Below are 19,117 nucleotides of genomic sequence, written 5' to 3' on the forward strand. Positions count from 1 at the left end.
TATGGGGGCTTTGACGAAAGCTGAGATGGCGGAACGTCTGTATGAAGAGCTGGGCCTGAACAAACGTGAAGCCAAGGAATTGGTCGAACTGTTTTTCGAAGAAATCAGGCACGCGCTCGAAGACAACGAACAAGTCAAATTGTCCGGTTTCGGCAATTTCGACCTTCGGGACAAACGCCAGCGGCCTGGCCGCAATCCGAAAACGGGTGAAGAAATCCCGATCACGGCTCGCCGTGTGGTCACCTTTCGTCCAGGGCAGAAGTTGAAGGCCCGAGTTGAGGCTTATGCTGGAACCAAGTCATAACGACGAGCTACCCGTCATCCCAGGCAAACGCTACTTCACCATTGGTGAAGTCAGCGAGCTGTGCGCCGTAAAACCGCACGTGCTGCGCTATTGGGAGCAGGAGTTTCCTCAACTCAACCCCGTCAAACGACGCGGAAACCGCCGATATTATCAGCGCCAGGACGTGCTGATGATCCGGCAGATCCGCGCGCTTCTTTACGATCAGGGCTTCACCATCGGCGGCGCACGCCTGCGCCTGTCCGGCGACGAAGCCAAAGATGACACCACCCAGTACAAACAGATGATCCGGCAGATGATTGCCGAGTTGGAAGACGTGCTGGTGGTCCTCAAGAAATAAAAAATTGGTTTGAATACTTCCATTTTTCAAACGCTTGCGATACATTCTTGAGCGTTCTTCGAGGTGAAGAACAAGTTTCACGCCTAGTCGGGGCGTAGCGCAGTCCGGTAGCGCACTAGCATGGGGTGCTAGGGGTCGAGTGTTCGAATCACTCCGTCCCGACCATTATTCCTGAGTTAAATCAGACAGTTAAGCCGATCAGTTAGATCGGCTTTTTTGTGCCTGCGGAAAACCCGCGCAAAACTGGCGCAAAACTATCCGGTGATTTCGCTGATATTCAGGTCCGGAATTGCCTCGGACCAGACGATTTCTGCGTGGTCTCGCTGGTAGTTTTTCGTCATGCTCTCGCTGGCGTGGCCGGCGATCTTCTGCCCATCCTTTCCGGCTTTCTGGTACAGGTGCAGCGACAGCGCTCGCACTTCGTGGAAGCCCGGCATTTCCTCTTCCTTCCATCCTTTGTAACAACCCGCCGCCTCCCGCGCCTCTTTGAAGGCACGAGTCAAATATCGCTCTTCGACCTGTGTCCAGTGATCCTTCGTCTGCGCCTGCTTCTGCTTCTTGCGATCAGGCCGGCGGTGGACCAGGTACGGGGAAACGATGTCATTCCGGCACCGGCTGATCACAGCCTGGAGCTCATCGGTCACTTTGAACCTGATCCAGGCAGCGTCCGTGGCCTTGGCCGTCTTCTGCTGCACCACATACAGAAACCCTTCCCGAACCCCGTCGAAACGCATGTTGAGGATGTCGGTGCGGCGCTGCGCGGTGATCAGTGCCAGGTCGATTGCGTTCTGCAGCCAGGCTGGCGCCTTCTCGCGGATGGACTTCAGGCCCTCGACGGTGTGTCGCTTGCGCTGTTTCTTCTCGATCCGGTTGATGGTGCTGGCTGCCGGGTTGTCCGGGCAGAGGCCTTTGGCTGCCGCGTGGTTGAAGATGTCGATCAGCAGGGCCCGGCAATGGTTGGCGGTGCGCGGGGTGAGCGCGTCCAGCATTTCCGCAATCATGCGGTTGGTGATCTGGTCCACGGCCTGGCCTTCGAACTGCTTTCGAAAGCGCGGGAAGTGGACGGCGTAGAGGCCAAGGATGCCCTTGGCAAGCTCCCGCGGCGGGAGGACATCCATTCGTACGTGTCGAGGAAAGCCGCAAAAGACTCTGTCGCGTTGCCCAGCACGGCGCTGATCAGGTCGGCCCCGCGCATGAACTCCAGGTTCAACTGCTTCGCCGCGTCGATGGCCTTGATGCGGTCGGTGCCGAACGGAAACCACTTACCGTCGGTGGGCCGCCGGTAGCGATAGCTCGAACGCCACGAATCGAAGTACAGGTTCTGCGGGAGATTCTTGTTCGCCTTGTTGCGCGGCCGTGGGACCATCATGCAGCTCCTTTCAACACCATTGCCACCAGGTCGTTGCCTTCCGACTTGCTGAACGCCGTCCAGTCAACGTACCAGAGTTTCCCGATCTGCTCGCCCGGCACCTGGCCGTTGCGGATGTGGTTGCGGATCGCCTGGGGGCACTGCGGCGTGCCGTTCTCGCCCCAGCGTCGGCGCTGGAACTCACTGATCTTGATCAGCTCTTTTTTCATGTGATGCTCCATGCTGCGCGTGGCGGCAGAAGGTGATTACTGGGTGGCTTTGGCGATGGCTTCTGCCAGCCTTACCTGGGTGCCGTTCCCGTTGCCTGCCGGCTTGATACGGTTGATCACCGCCAACGCCTCAATGGCCGCAGCAAGTAGTTCAGGCGCCGCGGAAATCAGCCGCGCATCGGCGTGGCTCTGGCAGGCGAAGTAGCCGTCGACGTTTTGGAGGAACAGGTTTTCCTCGCCGTGCCTACCGTTGAAGGTTACGCAATCCTTCATCCGGCGATGGACACCCCAAGGGCCAGGAGTAACTGGTTTTTCGGGCATGATGATTCCTCGCCCGCCGTACACCGGTAGGCTCTTGTGTGGGGTAGGGGATAGCAGTGTTGGTTCTATTTCGCTCCGAGCTTTGCTAGGCTTGATTACTTTTAAAAAGGAGGGTTTACCAGATGGAAATCGGTGATCTAAAAAAGTTAAATGTCTCATTATCAGCGAATTTAGCGATTTTCTTTTTTTCGTTTGTCGCTCCCGGATTTTTGATTTTTTATAAATATGAGCCTGAGAAATTTTTATCTATCGACGTTTCTAAGTTGATCATTTTGGCGGTAGCTATCTCGTCTCCAACATTTATTTTTCCTATGGTTTTCACAGCCTTGTTTGCCACTCTGATTGCGAGGGATATGCCAGATAAACGCTATTTATGGGGAACGCCGACGGACTGGTATCTAAAGCATGGGGCTGGAAATGCATTAAATATGTATACGATTATCGCTGTGATCTGGATTTTTGATTTGGGTGGTTCTTGGGTCTTCTGGCTTATGTTGTTCACCGTATTTCTGAATCTGTTAGTTGAAGCTATTTCCTTAAAGATTTTTCTAAAGACCCCGTCTGATAAACATTCTATTTGGTTTGAGCACTTAGCCGCAGATAGTTGTGCGGAGAGGAAAACAGACTAATTTATCTCATTTTTCCCGCACGACAAGCATCTATCGACGGCTCTTTAATTTTTGAATGATCGCTTTTTGGCGCACTCGTCCTTGCCGCTGTAGCGGCTGACTTTGAAAGGGGAGGGAGTTAGTAGTAGTGTTCCTAAATCTTATGCGTCGTGGTTTTGACCCATGAACGATTCGAGCATGTGGAGACCAAATGGAAGACTTGTCAGATGAAGCTCTTTACAGGGCGATAGGAGAGGCTGTAGTCAGCTCCCAGTTATTTGAAAGGTTTTTTGTCGTAACGGTCAGATTCGCAGTGATGCAGGCGAACGTTACCAATTTCACCGACATCAAAACGGTAGAAGCCGCGAAGGCTTTCAAGCAGCCCACCATGGCCCTCCTAAAACAGATTTCTGGATCGGTCGAAATAGAGAGTGTTGAAGACCGTGTGACTCAACTTGTTGAAGACCGGCACCGGGTAGTCCATAGGTTGGTTGATGAGTTTCCGTGGCCGGGCCCCGCATCAGATGAGCACCGGTTTGAGCTATTGCGCTTGTGTGAGACGGTGAAGTTGGAAAGTCTCGCTATCTCTGGGGCGCTACGCCCAGTCATAGAAGGCTGGGTAAAACGCTTCCCTGAGATTGATTTTGCGTAGCACTCCCCAGTTTCAGCTCCGTCGATACCAGATCATGGGCATTCACTACCGGCATGCCGAGCTCACGGGCGATATGAACTTCGAGCCGGGCGCCTTTGGAGTTTTCCCAGCCGGGCAGCACCGCGACCTGGCCGCACAGGCCCAGGCGGGTGAGGTCGTAGGCCACGTAGTCGGCCCACTCGGCGCTGGCGACCACGCCATGCTCTGCGGGGTTCTCGATCAGGTAGCCCCGGGCGCGCAGGTCGGCGGCCATCTTGTTGAAGGCGGGGAAGTTGAAATCCTCGAAGCCGGTCATGGGGCCGGCGAGGTACAGGCGGTGGGCGCGGCGGCGTGGAGGGTCACGCCCGGGACAACCACGGCCTTGATCCGGTCTACCGCGCGGTCAATCGGGCCTTGGATGAACGGCGGTGGCGGCTCGTGCGCGGGAGAAACCAGCTGCGTCACGGTGGCGATCATCCCAATCAGCGATTCGGTGACGATGGTGCGGATGTTTTCTGTGGGCATGGGGATACCTAAAGGCTTCATCGCGGTAGACTCAGAAGCAACTCTAAAGAAAAGGTGTTTTATGGGAAGGGTGCTTGCAATAACAGGGATTTTGTTGACTGTCCTTTATGCATTTTTTGCTTGGTGGCTAGTTGGTGATCGGATTCAAACTCTTCGGTGCATGGAGCTTAATGCAGTTGGCGATTTTCTGGCTGGCGCCTTTGGTCCGGTAGCTATTCTCTGGCTAGTGTTGGGATTCTTTCAGCAGGGAATAGAGCTTCGCCAGGGAACGGCTGCGCTGTTGCTTCAGGCAGGGGAGTTGCGTTCTTCAGTTGATCAGCAGAAGGAGTCTCTCGGGGTTTCAAGAGAGCAGTTCGCCTTGCAAAAAGCGAATACCGATTTAGAGCATGAAAGATTGGCCTCCTCACTAGAGCCTAAGTTTTCTTTGTCTGGCAGGTATACAGGGCAGGGCAATCAAGGGATCGATTTCGATATTGTTATAGCTAATGGCGGGCACACGATTACCTGTGTTGAGGTTGCGTTTAATGGATCCGTGCTGCACAAGATCGACGTGCTTGCAACTCTTAATAAGACTGTTGTCAGAGTGAATTTCAGTGACTATAACGTTATCTCTTCCGCGACAATCGTCATTCGATACCTAAATGGTTTGGAGCAATTTAAGATGAGGAGGTTTGTGGTTGCCTTCGATCTCATTAATACCCGTGGTTCGTGGGATGTTTCAGTAACTCCCAAGAATGGCTACCCAGTTAATACTGTGCACGCGTAGGTGGAGGCACTGGAATCTCTAAGCCAGTCATGCGGCGAATGACTTTTCAGGCGTCCAATCAGCAAACCCAACCTTGGGCGCTCCGGTCTTGGCGTTCAGGATCGGCTTTTTCTTGGCGTCGACCATGACGGCCTTTGTCCTGATCTTCAGGTCACGACAGACGATGCTGGCCCTGGCCATCTCCATGAACTGCTGGGCGTACTGGGGGGCGTCGAACATCGGCGACAGGCGCACGCACTTTTTGCCGGCCATGATCTTGGCAATCTGCACCTCAACCTCAACCTCAACCTCAACCTCAACCTCAACCTCAACCTCCGCCTCCCACTGTGAAACGGTCAGGTCGACGCGCTTACCGTTTTCATTTTTGAAAGTCGGTGTGTGTTCTTTGGCCTCTTCGCGGGCCCAGTTCTCGCTCATTCCAAACACTGCAAAAGTGGTCATGGCTCTACTCCAGGCAGTCGAGGGCTTTTTGAAGGAGCTTGCTTACCGACAGCTCTTCATCTTCGTCATGATTCATCGCGCGCTTGATGTAGCCGCAGGCTTCTTCAGCCCCATCGCAGAAGGTTCAACTCGTCCTCGCTGTCGTCTGCCTGGCTTTCAAGCAGGCGGATGTCTTCGCGAAGGCCTTCAAGGCCGGCATTCGGGTCGATGTCGCCCGAGGCTATTCGGCGGGCCAGCTCGGCGGCGGCGCCCGGCTCAAGAGTTGCGTAGTGGAAAAGCTCGTCTTCCTTCAAAGCATTCGCTGGGATGCTCATGGCTTGCTCCTGAGTGCGCGCCTGCCTCGCCGGCTGGCGTGATTCGTTGAAGTGGGGTATTTGTGTTCTGCCCGGCATGGAGCCGGAAGGAGCAGTTGGTGAGCGATGAAGTTGATGTGCGGACGCTTTTGCCCAAGCGGTCGAAAAAGAAGCTTTCAGGAGTCGAAGAACAAAAGGCTGCTGAGAACGCAGTGACGGCTGCTGTGGGCGATTTAGCTGCTTGGAAGGCTATTTACAAACTTTGTATTGAGTTAAGAAATTTTGAAATTTCTCAGCTTGTACAGAGAAACAATTTCTTTATGGTTTTTCAGGGGGTATTACTTGCGGGGATTTGCCAGTCAGCAGGGCAAATTCCGATTGTGAGTTTCATGATTTGCCTGGCAGGACTCGGCATTTCATTACTGCAAGCCTGCATGGCTGCTGGTGCAAAGTATTGGCAAGTGCACTGGGAGATCAATACACAGCGTTCAGAACAAGCAATGACCAAGATCACTCAATACCACAGGATTTTACGATGGCAGCTAAATAGGCGTAGCGTGAGACTCGATAAAGAACTCGAAGCTAAGCTCGAGAACCGAGCATTATTGGTTCATTTGTTCGAAGAAGATTCAAATAACGACAGGGTTCGAAAAAGCGTTAAAGAGAGCAGGCCTTATGCGTACTTTACTAACGAATTTATTATGCGAAAATTTTCTTCAAGTCGAATTCCTATCTATGCTGGTTTTTTTCTAGCAATGATCTGGTTTGTTCTCCTTGTATGCACTGTTAGGTTTGAAGGTCTAAACACCGGAGTTTTTGATTTTGTGGTTGGATTTCAATCCAGGAAGGCTGCCTGAATTAAATCGACCTACTATCCCGCTTCGATTCCAGTCTTTGCGAACCGCTCAAGCTGTCGCGACTGCTTTTCGGTAACTACGAATTCAGGTCGCGACATGGTGGCGAACTTGCCGGACTCATAGGTCGTGGCTCCGGCCAGATTGATCAGCAGGGTGGAAACCGTCTCCTGCCATTCCTCGAAGCCGTGGCGCTCGCCCAGGACCTGCAACGCATCATCGATCGCTTTCGAGACAATCAGCGTGCGCTTCTCGGCGCCCATCCGGTCGAGCAGAGCCCTCTCCTTGGCGCGCTTTTCCTTTTGCAATACCGCGTTGCTCTTGGCCATGGCCAACCTCTTCAATTCCGCTGGCCGGCATACCCAGACGGTGGGTGATTCTAGTAATACCCAGCAAAGGCGGTTGTGATGCCAGTACAAGACCCGCACCTTTCTGACGCTTACAAAAAAGCCCGCTGATCAGCAGGCTTTTAAGCGGCATCAAGTGCAAGCAGATGACTCATTTCCACCACGAAACCTTCTTGGGATTGACCTTCAACCATTCGGTCACCACGGTGGCGTCGTATGTTCTGATCGTTCCGCACTTCTCGCAGCCCTCCATAAAAGCCGCGCGAAACGCTTGCAAAGAAGCATGATCCAGTCGATAGATCGTCAGTTCGCAGGCATCGGCTTCACTTTGCTCGAAGTTGGACGTGTGTACGTACCACTCATTATCGGCACCACACGACCCGCATACGTTAGTCACGTTCACGCCTTCTACAAAGCGGGTGAAGTCTTCATAAGTGACTTTAAATTGAGAGCTGTCATATTCTGCTGGCCCATCCACTTGGCGTTTGCTCCTCAGTACATTGTTTGTTTACACGAGTCCGGAAAGCACTTGGCTCCAGGCTAAAGAGACTTGGACTTTGAGTGCGTTCGACACCCGAAGTCCCGCGCCTGGATAGGGTCATCTGGGGTCGGATTATCCTGTTTTTGTGCTGTCGGAAATCACCTCCAAGTGATTTTCGTCGGCAGCGTGCAGGCGCTGATGATGTGCTCTTCCCCGAATACAGCCAGATCCTATCACCAAAGAATTCGTGAATGCTCACGTCGAGACTCGTAGTGGCGTTTTAATAGTGATAAATTTTCGCTTCGCCCGGCAATGGTCTACCTCAGTCAGTCGGTTCGGCGTATTCGCACTCATCAAACAGACAATGTGCTGCCCTGTGGAAGCCCGCAATATGCCAAAAAAACCTCCTGAAACCCGCCCACCCACGACGGCTACCGACATCGAGCGGTCCATCCTGGCCCTGAACAAAATGGCTGAACGCCTGTGGGGAGAGGGGCGCGAGGCTGAGGCGAAAGCGCTGCTTGATGCGCTCGATGCGCTGAATCGGGCATTGGATCGAATCAGGATCGGCGAAAGCCGCCGGGTGGTCACCCTTCACTAAACCGCGCCTTTTAGGTGCGCACTTCCCTGAATATGGACATTCCATGAAAGCCAACAAGTCGTTGTTTCTCGCATCCTGCATTGTTGCCGTATCGCTGCTCAGTGGCTGCGCCGCTTCGGTAAAGAGCGGCGGGACACAGACGCTCGCCATTCCCGAGGCGGCCAAACACAACCTGGTGGTGAACTTCCAGGGCAACAGCAAGGTGCTGCAAAACGAAGATTGGCCGCGTTTGAAGCAAGAATGGAATGACGCGCTGCGCAATGAGGCTACCCGTGCCGGTTACAGCCTGTCTGACACGCCAGTTGCCAGCCCCACCGACAAAGACGGTGTGGGCATCAAGATCAACGTGACCAACTTCCGCTACCTCACCCCAGGCGCTCGCTACAGTGCTGGTGTGATGGTGGGTAACGCCTGGGTCAACTCGAGTGCGGACTATTCGGACCTGAAGTCGGGGCAACTGATCGGCACCCGAACCTATGACACCTCATCGTCTGCCTGGGAGGGGGTCATGTCGGCCATGACCAAAGAGCAGGTCGAAGCGATTGCCCAGCAGATCATCAGCGATATCAAGTCTGCCAAGGCGCGGTAGCCTGAGGCTCAACTGACAGGGGCGGGCGCCGGAAGATCGTTCCGGCGCCTACTCATGTCGCCTGTTACGAACGCTGGGATTTACGCGCCACCTTCACCCGATACATCTCCCGATCCGCCAGCTTGATCACCTCATCCGCGGTCATTCCCTGGGGCATGACCGCCACCACCCCCACGCTCGCGCCGGGATAGTGGAAGTCGTCCAGGCCATCGCCCAGTTCATATCGCCCGATCGTCGCCTTGCTCAGGCGCTCTTGCAGCAGTTCGGCGCCATGCTGCATGTCCTGGGCCTGGTCGGGGTTTTCGGACAGGGTGCCCAGGGCAATCGCGACGAATTCGTCACCGCCGGTACGGCCGATGATGTCGCTGGTTCGCAGCGCCTGTTGCAAGCGCGTGGCCACGCCGCGCAGCAGTTCATCGCCGGCGAGATGGCCGTGGGTATCGTTGACCAGCTTGAAGCCATCGAGGTCGACGACGGCCATGAGGATGTACTTGTGCTCGCGCTCGGCAAGGGCGAGCAGGCGCGTGGCGTCGCTGAGGATGGCGCGGCGGTTGGACAGGCCGGTCAGCGGGTCGGACAGCGCCAGCTTGGTCAGTTCGGCGTTGAGCATTTGCAGGCGTTCGACCAGTCGTTCGCGTTCCAGGGAATAGCCCAACAGGCCCGAGAGCAGCGTCAGCAGCGGTTCGACTTCCGGCGTGCGAGCGACCTGGTTGGAGCTGGCGGCGCAGACGGTTCCCAGCACTTCGCCGTCCTGGGCCTTGATCGGCGCACTCACATAGGTCTTGATGCCCAGCGCCGCGGCGGCCTCGGAGTCTCCCCAGGCTTCGACCACGTTATCGCAGTACAGGCGGTTTTCATCCAGGGCGCGCTTGCACAGGGTATCGCCCCAGGGCACCACCAACCCTTCCGGGATGACCATGTCGCCGCTGTTGCGGGCGAATTCGACCCGCTGGATACCCTGGTCGGTGTCGATGGTGGTGAGGTAGGTCGACTCCATCCCGGTCACCTGGCTGAGCAGCGTCAGTAATGGGCGCGTCAACTGTTCGAGGTTCTGCGCTTTGGGGATGGTTTCGGAGAGAAGGGAAAGTAGATGATCCATCAGTGCCTGCCGGTCGCTAACAAGATTGCCCAATTATCGACATATCGGCGGGCAATTTTACAGCCCTGATGGGATGAGTAGGGGTCTCCCTGACAGGCATTGATTGCCTGTCAGGGGCCTGTCACCCACTTACTTGGTGTTGTGCACCGCATCAATGATGACCTTGGCGACATCCGCAGGGCGCGATTGTTGTGGCACGTGGCTGGATTCCACTTCGGTGACCTGGGCCTTGATCTTCTTGGCGAAGTCACGCTGCAGGTCCGGCTGGATCATGCGGTCTTCACGGGCCACGACGTACCACGATGGCTTGCCTTTCCAGGCGGCGGCGCTGGTTTTGTCCTCGAACGCGGCGGCGCGGATCGGCCCTTGGGTCGAGGCCATGACGGCGGTCTGGGCAGCCGGCAGGTCTTGGGCGAAGCCAGTGGCCATGCCTTGCGGGGTCATGTAGAGGAAGCCGTTTTTATCGGCGGCGATGTCCTTGGTGCCGGACGGCGCCGGGTATTGCTTGCCCAGGTCCTTGACGGCCTGGCCGGCATCCGGGGCGAATGCGGCGACGTACACCAGGCTACGAACTTTCTGGTCAGTGCCGGCCTGACTGATTACTGTACCGCCCCAGGAGTGGCCGACCAGTACCACATTGCCGTCCTGGTTGTTCAGTACGCGCTGAGTGGCGGCGACGTCATCGGCCAGCGAAGTCAGCGGGTTCTGCACCACGGTGACCTTGATGCCTTCGGCTTGCAGCAGCGGCACGACCTTGGACCAGTCGGAACCGTCGGCGAATGCGCCGTGGACGATCACGACCGAAGGTTGCGCGGGGGCGGCCTGGCTGCCAACGGCGAAAACGGAAGCGGTCATGGCGAGGGCGAGGGCGATTGCCTTGGGTTTGAACATGGTGGAATCTCCTGTGGTTGATGGGGCCAGTTTGCGTAACCGGCGTGAAGCCCGGTATCGGTCGTTTATCCGAGGCGGGTAAAAAATCAGGTGAATGATGGAGAGCGTGATGAGGGAGACCGACGCGGTCGAGCTGGAAAGTGCGATGTTGTGCCTGTCGGTGGTCGGCGACCTGAGCATGGGTCAACCCACTGATCAGTCACGCCGCGCTGCGCGCCTGGCCCAGTGGCTGGCGCAAACCTGCGATGGCGCCGGTGACCACATCGAAGTGGCGCGCCAGGTGTCCCTGCTGCGCTGGTCCGGTTGCACCGCCAATGCCGAGGACTTCATGCGCCTGTTGGGCGATGACGTCGCCGGGCGCAACGCGATGCTCAGCCAGACGCTGGGCCCGGCGGGCCTGCGCGCCATGCGCAAGACCGCGCCCCAGGCGCAGGTGCATTGCGAGGTGGCGGGTGACATTGCGCAGACGCTGGGCCTGAGTGCGCCCGTCGAACTGGGGCTGCGTCATGTGTTCGAGCAATTCGACGGCGAAGGCCGGCCGGGTGGCCTGCGCCATCCCGAGGTGCCGGAGGTGGTCTATCAGGTGCTGCTGGCCGGAGACCTGGAAATTCTCTCGCGGGTCCATGGGGTCGAGTCCGCGCTGGAGTGGATTGCGGGGCAGGGCAACCGTCGTTATCCGGCGGCGCTGGCGGCCGAGCTTTCGCGCAATGCCGAAGATTGGCTGGAGGCCTTGAGGGAGCCGCCAGCCAGTCAATCGACCCCGCCAGTGCTGAAGGCACCGGTGTCATTGACGCTGGTGGGTGATGTGATCGACCTGAAGATTCCCTGGCTGGCGGGCTATTCCCGACGCTCGGCCGAACTGGTACGGGACGCGGCCAAGCTGTGGGGCCTCGCCGAACCCGCCATCGAGCAGTTGGGCAAGGCGGCGCTGATTCATGGCGTGGGCCGGGCGGCGGTACCCAATCGTATCTGGAACCTGCCAGGTCCATTACTCGATGGCGATCTGGAACAGGTGCGGCTGGTGCCTTACTGGACGTCGCGGGCCTGCAAGCAGATTGCTGAACTGGAAATACCTGGAAAAATCGCCGCCAACGCCTATGAACGACTCGATGGCAGCGGCTATTTCCGCGGGCTGGACGGCGATGCCCTGCAACCTGAACACCGTTTGCTGGCGGCGGCGCTCGCCTGGCAGGCATTGCGCTGTGTACGACCCTGGCGGCCGGCCTTCAGCGACAGTGATGCCGAACGCCTGCTGCTCGACGAAGCCGCGCAGGGGCGTTTCGACCCGCGCGCCTGTCAGGCGGTGATCGCCGCCGCGCGGGGCGAGAGCGCAGTGGCCCCGTGCAAGTCCAACAACAGCCCGCTGAGCGAGCGCGAGACGCAGATCCTCCAGTGCATCAGCATGGGCGGCAGCAACAAGGAAGTGGCACGCCAGCTCGGCATCAGCCCGAGCACCGTGCGTACCCACGTCGAGAGCGTGTTCCGCAAGTTGCAATGCACCACCCGGGCTGCGGCGACGCTCAAGGCGCTGACGCTGGGACTGATCTGAGTCGCCTCACGGCTTCCAGATACCGACATCCTTCGCATCGACGGCCTTGGGCAACAGGCCGGCGGCGAAGAATGCATCGGCAATCTGCTGCTGTTCACCCAGTTGGTCGATCTTGACTGGCTGCACCTGGTAACTGCGATGGTTGTTGGCGCTCTCGACGGTTTCCACTCCCAGGTTGCCCCACAACGGACTGAGCACCTGCGCCGCTTCTCGAGGATTGGTTTTGATCCAGTTGCCGGTCTTGTACAACTGGTCATAAACCACCTTGAGCACCTGCGGGTGGCTGTTGGCGTAGCTGGTGGTCGTCAGGTAGTAGCGTTTGTAGCTGGCCAGTCCTGCGCCATCGGCCAGGGTGCGGGTGGGCAGTTGCCGCTGCGCGCTGGTGAGGAAGGGTTCCCAGGTGACCCAGGCGTCGACCTTGTTGTTCTCGAACGCGGCGCGACCGTCGGCGGGCGACAGGTAGGCCGGCTGGATGTCGGAGAACTGCAAACCAGCCTTGCTCAGGGCGGCGATCAACAGATAGTGAGAGCCGGCGGCCTTTGTGACCGCGACTTTCTTGCCTTTGAGGTCGGACAATTGCTGCAGTGCCGAATCCTTGTGCACCACGATGGCCTGGGCTGAAGGCGAGGGCGCTTCCTGGGCGAAGTAGGTCAGTTTGGCCTGGGCGGCCTGGGCGAAGATCGGCACGGTATCGGCCACGTCGGCACTGATATCGACGTTGCCAACGTTCAGCGCTTCCAACAGAGGCAGGCCACTGGGGAATTCGTGCCAAGTCACATCGATGTGCTGTTGCGCCAGGGCCTTGTCCAGGGTGCCCTGGGTTTTCAGCAGGGTGATCAGCGTCGATGACTTCTGGTAGCCGATGCGCAGGGTTTCCTGTGCCTGTGTCGGCAGGGTGAATGACAGGGCGGCCAGCGCAACGACCAGTCCGGTCAGTAGCGGGCGACGTGCTTGAGCAAAAGCAGTGTTTTTCGACATGGCACACTCGAGGTTCGATAGGTAAAAGGTCAGATGGCGACTTGCACCGGGACATGCCCGAGCAGTTGTTCGACGGCAGCGATCACCGGGTCGGCTTCGGTGCGCACCAGCCAGTCCGGGCTGACTTCGGCGAAAGCCACAGTGCCGTCCCTGGCGATGACCACGACCGTGGGTTGTGGCAACTCCCAAGTGCCGGTGCCGGTGATGTCGCCGATGCTGTTGCCCTTGGCCAGGGCGGCGTTGCGCGAGGCTTCGTCGAAGCTGTAGAGAATGCCCAGGCGTCGACCAAGCTGATTATCCGGGTCGCTCGCGACCTGCAGTTCCAGCGCGTGGCGGGTCTTGATCTCCATCAGGCGCTCAGGCACCTGCGGACTGACCGCCAGCAATGGCACGCCGAGAGCGTGCAGTTGTGGGTAGAGCCGGCGCTGGTAGTACGGCAGGGCGATGTTGCAGGCAGGGCAGCCGGCGAAGCGAAAGAAGATCAGGACGGCCGGCCCAGCGGCTAGCAATTCGTCACGGCTCACACTGCCACCTTCGGCCTTGAGCAAGGTAAACGGCTCCAGGGTGTCACCGACCTTGACGAAGTCTTCGTGGCGGGCTTCATCCACCAGGCGTTGGCGCTGGTCGATGTTCACCTGCAATGCCGCGGGCTCCCAGGAAGCGACGCGCTGGGCATGCAAGTCCGCGAGCAAACGGTTGAGGGATTCGCTCATGCCAGTGCCTCGCTTTCCTGTTCGGCCTTCAGAGGCGCGCGAGCATGGCGGTTGACCGGCACTTGTAGGCCAAGGTGGTCACGCAGGGTCTGGCCGCTGTATTGCTCACGGAACAGGCCGCGTTGTTGCAGCACCGGCACCACCAGTTCGGTGAAGTATTGCAAGCCGTCGGGCAGCAATGAGTTGATGATGAAGCCATCTGCCGCGCCCTGTTCGAACCACTGTTGCAGCGCGTCGGCGACTTGCTCAGGTGTGCCGACAAAATCACGGCGTGGCCGGGAGAAGCGCAGGGCGACTTCACGCAGGGTCAGGCCTTCATCTTTGGCCAGTTGCTTGATCCGGTCCGAACCGCCTTTCTGGCTGTTGGAACCCAGGTCGCCGAGCTCGGGGAACGGCTCGTCCAGCGGGTACTGGCTGAAATCATGGTCATTGAAGGGACGACCAAGGGCGACGATGGCGTCTTCGATGGTCACCAGTTCCACGGCCTGCTGGTAACGACTTTCGACCTCGGCGGCGTCGCGACCGACGATGGGGCGGATACCCGGCAGGATCGACAGCGTCTGCGGGTCCCTGCCAAAACCGGCGGCGCGTTGCTTGAGGTCCTGGTAATAGGCGTGGGCCTCATCGAACCCCTCGGAACCGACGAAGATCGCGTCCGAGTTTTGCGCGGCGAAATTACGCCCCGCTTCGGAGGTGCCCGCCTGGAAAATCACCGGCTGCCCTTGCCTGGAGCGGGAAATGTTCAGTGGGCCTTTGACCGAGAAGAACTCGCCCTTGTGCTCCAGGGCGTGCAACTTGCCGGGGGTGAAGAACTCGCCACTTTGCTTGTCGTAGGCAAACGCGTCGTCCTCCCAGGAGTCCCACAACCCCTTGACCACGTTCACGTGTTCCTGGGCGATGCGATAACGCACGGCGTGGGGCGGATGCTCGCTCTTGCCGAAGTTGTCGGCGGTGCCGCTGAGCCATGAGGTCACCACGTTCCAGCCGGCGCGACCGCCACTGATGTGATCCAGCGAGGCAAATTGGCGGGCGACCTGGAACGGCTCGGTGTAGCTCACGGTGACGGTCGCCACCAGGCCGATGTGCTGCGTCGTGGCGGCCAGGGCCGAGAGAATGGTCAGCGGCTCGAAGCGATTGAGGTAGTGCGGGCTGGATTTTTCGTGGATGTGCAGGCTGTCGGCGATGAACACGAAATCGAATTTGGCCCCCTCTGCCAGCTGCGCCTGCTGCTTGTAGAAATCGAAGCTCACACTGGCGTTGGGCCGGGCCTGCGGGTGGCGCCATTCGCCCCAGCCATGACCGACACCGTGGACCATTGCACCGAGTTTCAGTTGGCGTTGCTTGCTCATGATCTTGCTCCTGAATGCGTCGTATCGTTATTGGGAGGCCTGGGCGAGTTGGGGGCGTCTGGCGTTGAAGCTCTTGTCGAAACCCTGGGAGACATCAATGTGTTTGCCCAGAATTCCCTCTTCCTGGTAGAGGTCGGCGGTGGTTTGCAGGCCGGCGATGACCTGGTCGTCGATCTCTACAGGGTCAATGCGAGTGGCCTTGGCCACGGCCACGTGCACTTCCAGCGGCAGGCCGGTGACACGCGCCTGAGCGGCGGCGTACTCCTCGGGGTGGGCGTTGGTCCAGCGATAGGCGCGATCGACCCGGGCGATGAAGTCGTCCAGTTGCTGGCGTTTGCCGGCGATGGCCTGGCTGGTGGCGGCGAAGTACAAATGGTTGGTCAGCAGCTTTTCGCCGCTGACCAGTACCTTGGCCTGGTGCTGAGTGGTGGCGATGGTGGTGTAGGGATCCCAGGTCGACCAGGCATCGGCACTGCCGTTGTCCAGCAGGATCCGTGACTCGCTCGGCAGCAGGTAGATGAACTGCACGTCACTGGTTTTCAGGCCGACATCACGCAAGGCCTTGATCGCCAGGAAGTGGCCGATGGAGCCACGGGTGGTGACGATCTTCTTGCCCTTCAGGTCGCTGGCGGTATTCAGCGGCGAGTCCTTGGGCGCGAGAATGGCGGTGGTGTAGCGACCCTCGGCGTGCGCGATGCTGACGACCTTGATCGGTGCGCCGGCTCCCAGGGCGAACACGTAGGGCGCATCACCCAGGGCGCCGATGTCCACGGCACCGGCATTCAGCGCTTCACCCAGTGGCGCGGCGGCGGGGAACTCGGAGAACTGGATCTCATAAGGTACGTTCTTCAGCTCGCCGGACACCTCCAGCAGCACCTTGATCGACGATTTCTGATTGGCCACCAGCAGCGGTTGCAGGTCGGCGGCCTGGGTGGCGGCGGCAATGCCCAGGGTGCAGGCGAGGCTCAACAGCAGGGTTTTGGCTGACATGGGAAACTCCAGGCAGATGAGGTTGTGAATAACCTCCGCCTGGAGAAGGGGTCGGTGTGGGATTGACGTTATATCTATAAGAATTGCGTGTGAAATTCTTTATGGTTATATGCTAATTATAAAGTTAGCTGATCATCTTGTTGTGTATTATCAAAATATTGCATTTATTTCGATTGCACAGATTCGGTGGGTCGCATCACTGTGGGAGCGAGCCTGCTCGCGATGCGGTGCATCAGGTTCCAACGATTCGTCTGACAGTCCGTCATCGCGAGCAGGCTCGCTCCCACAGGTTGTTTACATCGGCTTAACCTCAGAAGTTATAAGCCAACCGCGTGTAGTAATACGCCCCACCAAACCCGAACGGTGAAAACTGTCCGTACTTGTAGCCGCCCGCCCAGTCCTGGATACCGTTCTTGTCCGGGTACACGTTGAACAGGTTGTTGGCCCCCAGCGCCACGGTCAGGTGCTGGGTCAGGTCGTAGGCGGCATCAATGTCGGTGATCCACTTGGCGCTGAACTTGCGATCGTTGGCCGGGTTGTTGTCACCCTCGACGTAACTGCCGAAGCGAGTCACCGCCAGGTTGAGGTTGTAGTCCGTGACCTTCCAGTTCGCCGCCAGGATCAATTTTGATTGCGGTGTGGCCACGGTCAGGTCCTTTTGCAGGCGCCGGTCGAACAGTTGCAAGCCGGAGCCGGCCAACTGCGCCGGGTTGTCCTGCAGCTTCTGGATCTTGGTCTGGTTCCAGTTGTACGCCGCGCTCCAGCGCACCTGCCCGTATTCATCCAGTTGCTGGCGGTATTCGTTGATGATGTCGATGCCACGGGTTCGGGTGTCCACCGCGTTGGTGTAGTACTGGGCATACAGGCCAGGAGACAGACCGTTGGCGGCCAGGACCTGGGAAACCGTGGTGCCGCCCAGCAGGCTGGTGGACACGATGCGATCGCGAATGTCGATCTGGTAAAGGTCGGTGGTCAACCGGTAGTTTTGTGTCGGCTCATAGGTGAAACCCAGGCTGTAGTTCAGGGATTTTTCCGGCTTGAGCTTTTCCGCACCCAGGGCACGGGCCTCGGCGGTGTCCACCGGCAGCACCTTGACCGGCACCGACACCTGTTGGCCATTGACCACCCCCCCGGAGGTGAAGGTGGACGAGGCATAAATGGTCTGCGCAAGCGACGGTGCGCGAAAGCCGTTGTTGATCGTGCCGCGCACGGCGAAGGCATCGGTAAAGGCGTAGCGGGTAGAAAACTTGCCGCTCCAGGTGCTGCCGATGTCCTGGGTGTAGCGCTCATAACGGGCCGCGGTGCCGACGTACCATTTGTCTGTCACGTCCAGGCCCAGGTCGACGTAGCCGGCGACGTTGCTGCGACTGATTTCACCCGCATCTGCCGGGCTGGTGCCGTTGTAGGAAGCCAGGCCGGGCAGGGGCGTACGACCGGCGAATGGCCCTGTGGGAATCACATAGCTGCCGGGGGTGTACGAGTCGTAGTCGCCGGGCTCGATCTGGTATTTCTCCCAGCGGTACTCAAAGCCGAAGGCAGTTTGCAGCGGGTTTTTCAGGCCGATGTCGAAGCTGCGGTTGAAGTCGAGGTTGTTGGTCCACTGATCGAAGATCTGCGAGGCCAGGTTGAACGACGTCGGGCTGGAGGGGCCCAGCGACGGGTTGAGCGTATTGCTGGCATTGAGCGTCGAGTCGTCCTCGCCCCAGGTCGAACTGGCGTCGTAGTTCCAGCCCGCGACCTCACCCTTGAAACCGGCGGCAATCTGAAAGTCCTTGGTGCGGTTGCGGCGCTGGGCATGCACGCCGTCGGGGTAGGGGGTGTTCGGGTCGCCCGCCAGCGAATAGATATCGTTGGGCCGATAGTTGCCGGTGACCTTGGTGGTTTCCATGTAGCTGGCCGTGGAGAATGAATAGAACCGCAGGTCATCCTGCAACGGCAGTTCGAGGTTGTAGCTGACGTTGGTGACTTTCTCTCGGCCCAGGCCATAGCTGGGGTTCCAGCCATGACGGTCGACGGTCTGGTCGCGACTGTCGGGAAAGCCGGGTAGTGAATAGAGGTTGCCCGTGGCGCTGCCGCTACGGTCGAAAGGTTCCTGCTCCTTGCTGTCCAGCGCCAGGTTGGCAAAACCGTCGTTGGGCAGGCTCAGGCCGTAATTGAACGTCTGATGCACCGTGTCGCCATCGCCGCTGCCGTAGCGTCCGAACGAGGTCTCGGCGCTGCCGCCGCTGTCGTTTTCCTTGAGGATGATGTTGATCACCCCGGCAATGGCGTCCGAGCCGTACTGCGCGGACGCGCCGTCACGCAGTACCTCGATATGGTCGATGGCCGACACCGGTATCAGGTCCAGGTTGACTGGCACGGCGGCGGTGCCGATGCGCGCCAGGTTGTTGATCAGCGCGGTATTGTGGCGACGCTTGCCGTTGACCAGCACCAGGACCTGATCGCCGGACAGGCCGCGCATGGTCACGCCGCGCACCGACCAGGACGTACCACCGCCGTTGATCGCTGGCAGGTTGAAAGAAGGTAGCAGGCGGGCCAGCAGTTCCTTGAGGCCGACCTTGCCGCTGGCCTGCAATTGCTCGGCGCTGATGACGTCGATGGGCGAGGGGCTGTCGGTGATGGTGCGAGGCTGGCTGCCACGGTTACCCGTGACGACCACGGTGCTGAGCGTCTTGTCCGGCTCCGGGTTTTCGGCGTGGGCCTGACTGCTCGCAGCCAGCAGGCTAAGGGCGGCGGCTGCGTAATAGTCATATTTGGTTCGTGGGCTGGATGTGCTCATGGTGCCGGTTCCTGAAAGATCTTCACGCAAAGGCGACCCCCTTCGCGTCGTTCGGCGAATACCTTGGGGGTGCCCTATCGAATGTTTTTAGAG

At 58.6% G+C, this 19,117-nt stretch carries 23 protein-coding genes, 1 tRNA gene and 1 pseudogene; 10 read left to right on the plus strand and 15 right to left on the minus strand.

Annotation, left to right across the window (positions count from 1 at the left end):
• Window position 1: 1 nt before the first annotated feature.
• The 3 genes from ihfA to ABVN20_RS02390 all read left to right on the plus strand — a co-directional run bounded on the left by ihfA (window position 2) and on the right by ABVN20_RS02390 (window position 806).
• Window positions 2-304 carry an integration host factor subunit alpha gene (gene ihfA / locus ABVN20_RS02380; protein ID WP_002553164.1) on the plus strand — a complete coding sequence of 101 codons (303 nt, stop codon included), beginning with the start codon at window positions 2-4 and terminating at the stop codon, window positions 302-304.
• Entirely contained in the window at window positions 285-641 is a 357-nt protein-coding gene (locus ABVN20_RS02385; protein WP_003179985.1) for a MerR family transcriptional regulator, read from the plus strand. The genes ihfA and ABVN20_RS02385 overlap by 20 nt, the downstream gene beginning before the upstream one ends.
• A gap of 88 nt (window positions 642-729) precedes the next feature.
• A tRNA-Pro gene (locus ABVN20_RS02390) sits at window positions 730-806 on the plus strand.
• An 89-nt stretch (window positions 807-895) separates the two neighbouring features.
• Here the strand turns inward: ABVN20_RS02390 and ABVN20_RS02395 are convergent.
• The 3 genes and pseudogenes from ABVN20_RS02395 to ABVN20_RS02405 all read right to left on the minus strand — a co-directional run bounded on the left by ABVN20_RS02395 (window position 896) and on the right by ABVN20_RS02405 (window position 2,540).
• A pseudogene (locus ABVN20_RS02395) lies at window positions 896-2,007 on the minus strand (tyrosine-type recombinase/integrase).
• Entirely contained in the window at window positions 2,007-2,219 is a 213-nt protein-coding gene (locus ABVN20_RS02400) for a hypothetical protein (protein WP_368553771.1), read from the minus strand. Before ABVN20_RS02400 ends, ABVN20_RS02395 begins: the two are co-directional and overlap by 1 nt.
• Window positions 2,220-2,255: 36 nt before the next feature.
• Entirely contained in the window at window positions 2,256-2,540 is a 285-nt protein-coding gene (locus ABVN20_RS02405; protein WP_368553773.1) for a hypothetical protein, read from the minus strand.
• A 122-nt stretch (window positions 2,541-2,662) separates the two neighbouring features.
• On the opposite strand from ABVN20_RS02405, the gene ABVN20_RS02410 reads away from it, so the two are divergent.
• The gene (locus ABVN20_RS02410; RefSeq protein ID WP_368553775.1) at window positions 2,663-3,169 is read left to right on the plus strand and encodes a hypothetical protein; all 507 of its coding nucleotides are present in this window, start codon (window positions 2,663-2,665) and stop codon (window positions 3,167-3,169) included.
• 190 nt (window positions 3,170-3,359) lie between these two features.
• Window positions 3,360-3,800 (plus strand): hypothetical protein, encoded by a 441-nt coding sequence (locus ABVN20_RS02415; protein WP_368553776.1) that lies wholly within the window; start codon window positions 3,360-3,362, stop codon window positions 3,798-3,800.
• Here ABVN20_RS02415 and ABVN20_RS02420 read toward each other — a convergent pair.
• Window positions 3,754-4,095 carry a DUF4406 domain-containing protein gene (locus ABVN20_RS02420; protein ID WP_368553778.1) on the minus strand — a complete coding sequence of 114 codons (342 nt, stop codon included), beginning with the start codon at window positions 4,093-4,095 and terminating at the stop codon, window positions 3,754-3,756. The genes ABVN20_RS02415 and ABVN20_RS02420 overlap by 47 nt on opposite strands.
• 102 nt (window positions 4,096-4,197) lie before the next feature.
• Here ABVN20_RS02420 and ABVN20_RS02425 point away from each other — a divergent pair, with 102 nt between their 5' ends.
• Window positions 4,198-5,070 carry a hypothetical protein gene (locus tag ABVN20_RS02425; RefSeq protein ID WP_368553780.1) on the plus strand — a complete coding sequence of 291 codons (873 nt, stop codon included), beginning with the start codon at window positions 4,198-4,200 and terminating at the stop codon, window positions 5,068-5,070.
• Between the two features lie 27 nt (window positions 5,071-5,097).
• On the opposite strand, the gene ABVN20_RS02430 is transcribed toward ABVN20_RS02425, so the two are convergent.
• Together ABVN20_RS02430 and ABVN20_RS02435 are read right to left on the minus strand one after the other, a co-directional pair.
• A complete protein-coding gene (locus ABVN20_RS02430) occupies window positions 5,098-5,511 on the minus strand; it encodes a hypothetical protein (protein ID WP_368553782.1) in 414 nt (137 codons plus the stop codon).
• A 104-nt stretch (window positions 5,512-5,615) separates the two neighbouring features.
• Window positions 5,616-5,825, minus strand: a complete 210-nt coding sequence (locus ABVN20_RS02435; RefSeq protein ID WP_368553784.1) for a hypothetical protein — start codon at window positions 5,823-5,825, stop codon at window positions 5,616-5,618.
• A gap of 98 nt (window positions 5,826-5,923) precedes the next feature.
• On the opposite strand from ABVN20_RS02435, the gene ABVN20_RS02440 reads away from it, so the two are divergent.
• A complete protein-coding gene (locus ABVN20_RS02440; RefSeq protein ID WP_368553785.1) occupies window positions 5,924-6,661 on the plus strand; it encodes a hypothetical protein in 738 nt (245 codons plus the stop codon).
• Window positions 6,662-6,675: 14 nt separating this feature from the next.
• Here the strand turns inward: ABVN20_RS02440 and ABVN20_RS02445 are convergent, their stop codons facing one another.
• Both ABVN20_RS02445 and ABVN20_RS02450 read right to left on the minus strand, forming a co-directional pair.
• Window positions 6,676-6,987: a hypothetical protein gene (locus tag ABVN20_RS02445; protein ID WP_368553787.1), complete on the minus strand. Its 312-nt coding sequence runs from the start codon at window positions 6,985-6,987 to the stop codon at window positions 6,676-6,678.
• A 169-nt stretch (window positions 6,988-7,156) separates the two neighbouring features.
• Complete coding sequence (locus ABVN20_RS02450) at window positions 7,157-7,483, minus strand: hypothetical protein (protein ID WP_368553788.1); 327 nt, start codon at window positions 7,481-7,483, stop codon at window positions 7,157-7,159.
• Between the two features lie 394 nt (window positions 7,484-7,877).
• On the opposite strand from ABVN20_RS02450, the gene ABVN20_RS02455 reads away from it, so the two are divergent.
• Complete coding sequence (locus ABVN20_RS02455; RefSeq protein WP_368554551.1) at window positions 7,878-8,087, plus strand: hypothetical protein; 210 nt, start codon at window positions 7,878-7,880, stop codon at window positions 8,085-8,087.
• A 43-nt stretch (window positions 8,088-8,130) separates the two neighbouring features.
• A complete protein-coding gene (locus ABVN20_RS02460) occupies window positions 8,131-8,676 on the plus strand; it encodes a hypothetical protein (protein WP_368553790.1) in 546 nt (181 codons plus the stop codon).
• A gap of 64 nt (window positions 8,677-8,740) precedes the next feature.
• Here ABVN20_RS02460 and ABVN20_RS02465 read toward each other — a convergent pair whose 3' ends face one another.
• Window positions 8,741-9,775, minus strand: a complete 1,035-nt coding sequence (locus ABVN20_RS02465) for a diguanylate cyclase (RefSeq protein WP_368553791.1) — start codon at window positions 9,773-9,775, stop codon at window positions 8,741-8,743.
• A gap of 129 nt (window positions 9,776-9,904) precedes the next feature.
• Complete coding sequence (locus ABVN20_RS02470; protein ID WP_368553793.1) at window positions 9,905-10,666, minus strand: alpha/beta fold hydrolase; 762 nt, start codon at window positions 10,664-10,666, stop codon at window positions 9,905-9,907.
• 109 nt (window positions 10,667-10,775) lie between these two features.
• Here ABVN20_RS02470 and ABVN20_RS02475 point away from each other — a divergent pair, with 109 nt between their 5' ends.
• On the plus strand, window positions 10,776-12,215 hold the full coding sequence (locus ABVN20_RS02475; protein ID WP_368553794.1) for an HD domain-containing phosphohydrolase: 1,440 nt from the start codon (window positions 10,776-10,778) through the stop codon (window positions 12,213-12,215).
• A gap of 6 nt (window positions 12,216-12,221) precedes the next feature.
• Here ABVN20_RS02475 and ABVN20_RS02480 read toward each other — a convergent pair whose 3' ends face one another.
• The 5 genes from ABVN20_RS02480 to ABVN20_RS02500 form a co-directional block, all read right to left on the minus strand.
• Window positions 12,222-13,193 (minus strand): aliphatic sulfonate ABC transporter substrate-binding protein, encoded by a 972-nt coding sequence (locus ABVN20_RS02480; RefSeq protein ID WP_368553796.1) that lies wholly within the window; start codon window positions 13,191-13,193, stop codon window positions 12,222-12,224.
• A gap of 29 nt (window positions 13,194-13,222) precedes the next feature.
• Window positions 13,223-13,906 carry a peroxiredoxin-like family protein gene (locus ABVN20_RS02485; protein ID WP_368553798.1) on the minus strand — a complete coding sequence of 228 codons (684 nt, stop codon included), beginning with the start codon at window positions 13,904-13,906 and terminating at the stop codon, window positions 13,223-13,225.
• Window positions 13,903-15,255 carry an LLM class flavin-dependent oxidoreductase gene (locus ABVN20_RS02490; protein WP_368553800.1) on the minus strand — a complete coding sequence of 451 codons (1,353 nt, stop codon included), beginning with the start codon at window positions 15,253-15,255 and terminating at the stop codon, window positions 13,903-13,905. Before ABVN20_RS02490 ends, ABVN20_RS02485 begins: the two co-directional genes overlap by 4 nt.
• A 27-nt stretch (window positions 15,256-15,282) precedes the next feature.
• The gene (locus ABVN20_RS02495; RefSeq protein ID WP_368553802.1) at window positions 15,283-16,245 is read right to left on the minus strand and encodes an ABC transporter substrate-binding protein; all 963 of its coding nucleotides are present in this window, start codon (window positions 16,243-16,245) and stop codon (window positions 15,283-15,285) included.
• 310 nt (window positions 16,246-16,555) lie between these two features.
• Window positions 16,556-19,024, minus strand: coding sequence for a TonB-dependent receptor plug domain-containing protein (locus ABVN20_RS02500; RefSeq protein ID WP_368553804.1), 2,469 nt, complete (start codon window positions 19,022-19,024; stop codon window positions 16,556-16,558).
• Window positions 19,025-19,117: the final 93 nt, after the last annotated feature.

This window comes from Pseudomonas sp. MYb118 (genome assembly GCF_040947875.1).
Classification (GTDB): Bacteria; Pseudomonadota; Gammaproteobacteria; order Pseudomonadales; family Pseudomonadaceae; genus Aquipseudomonas.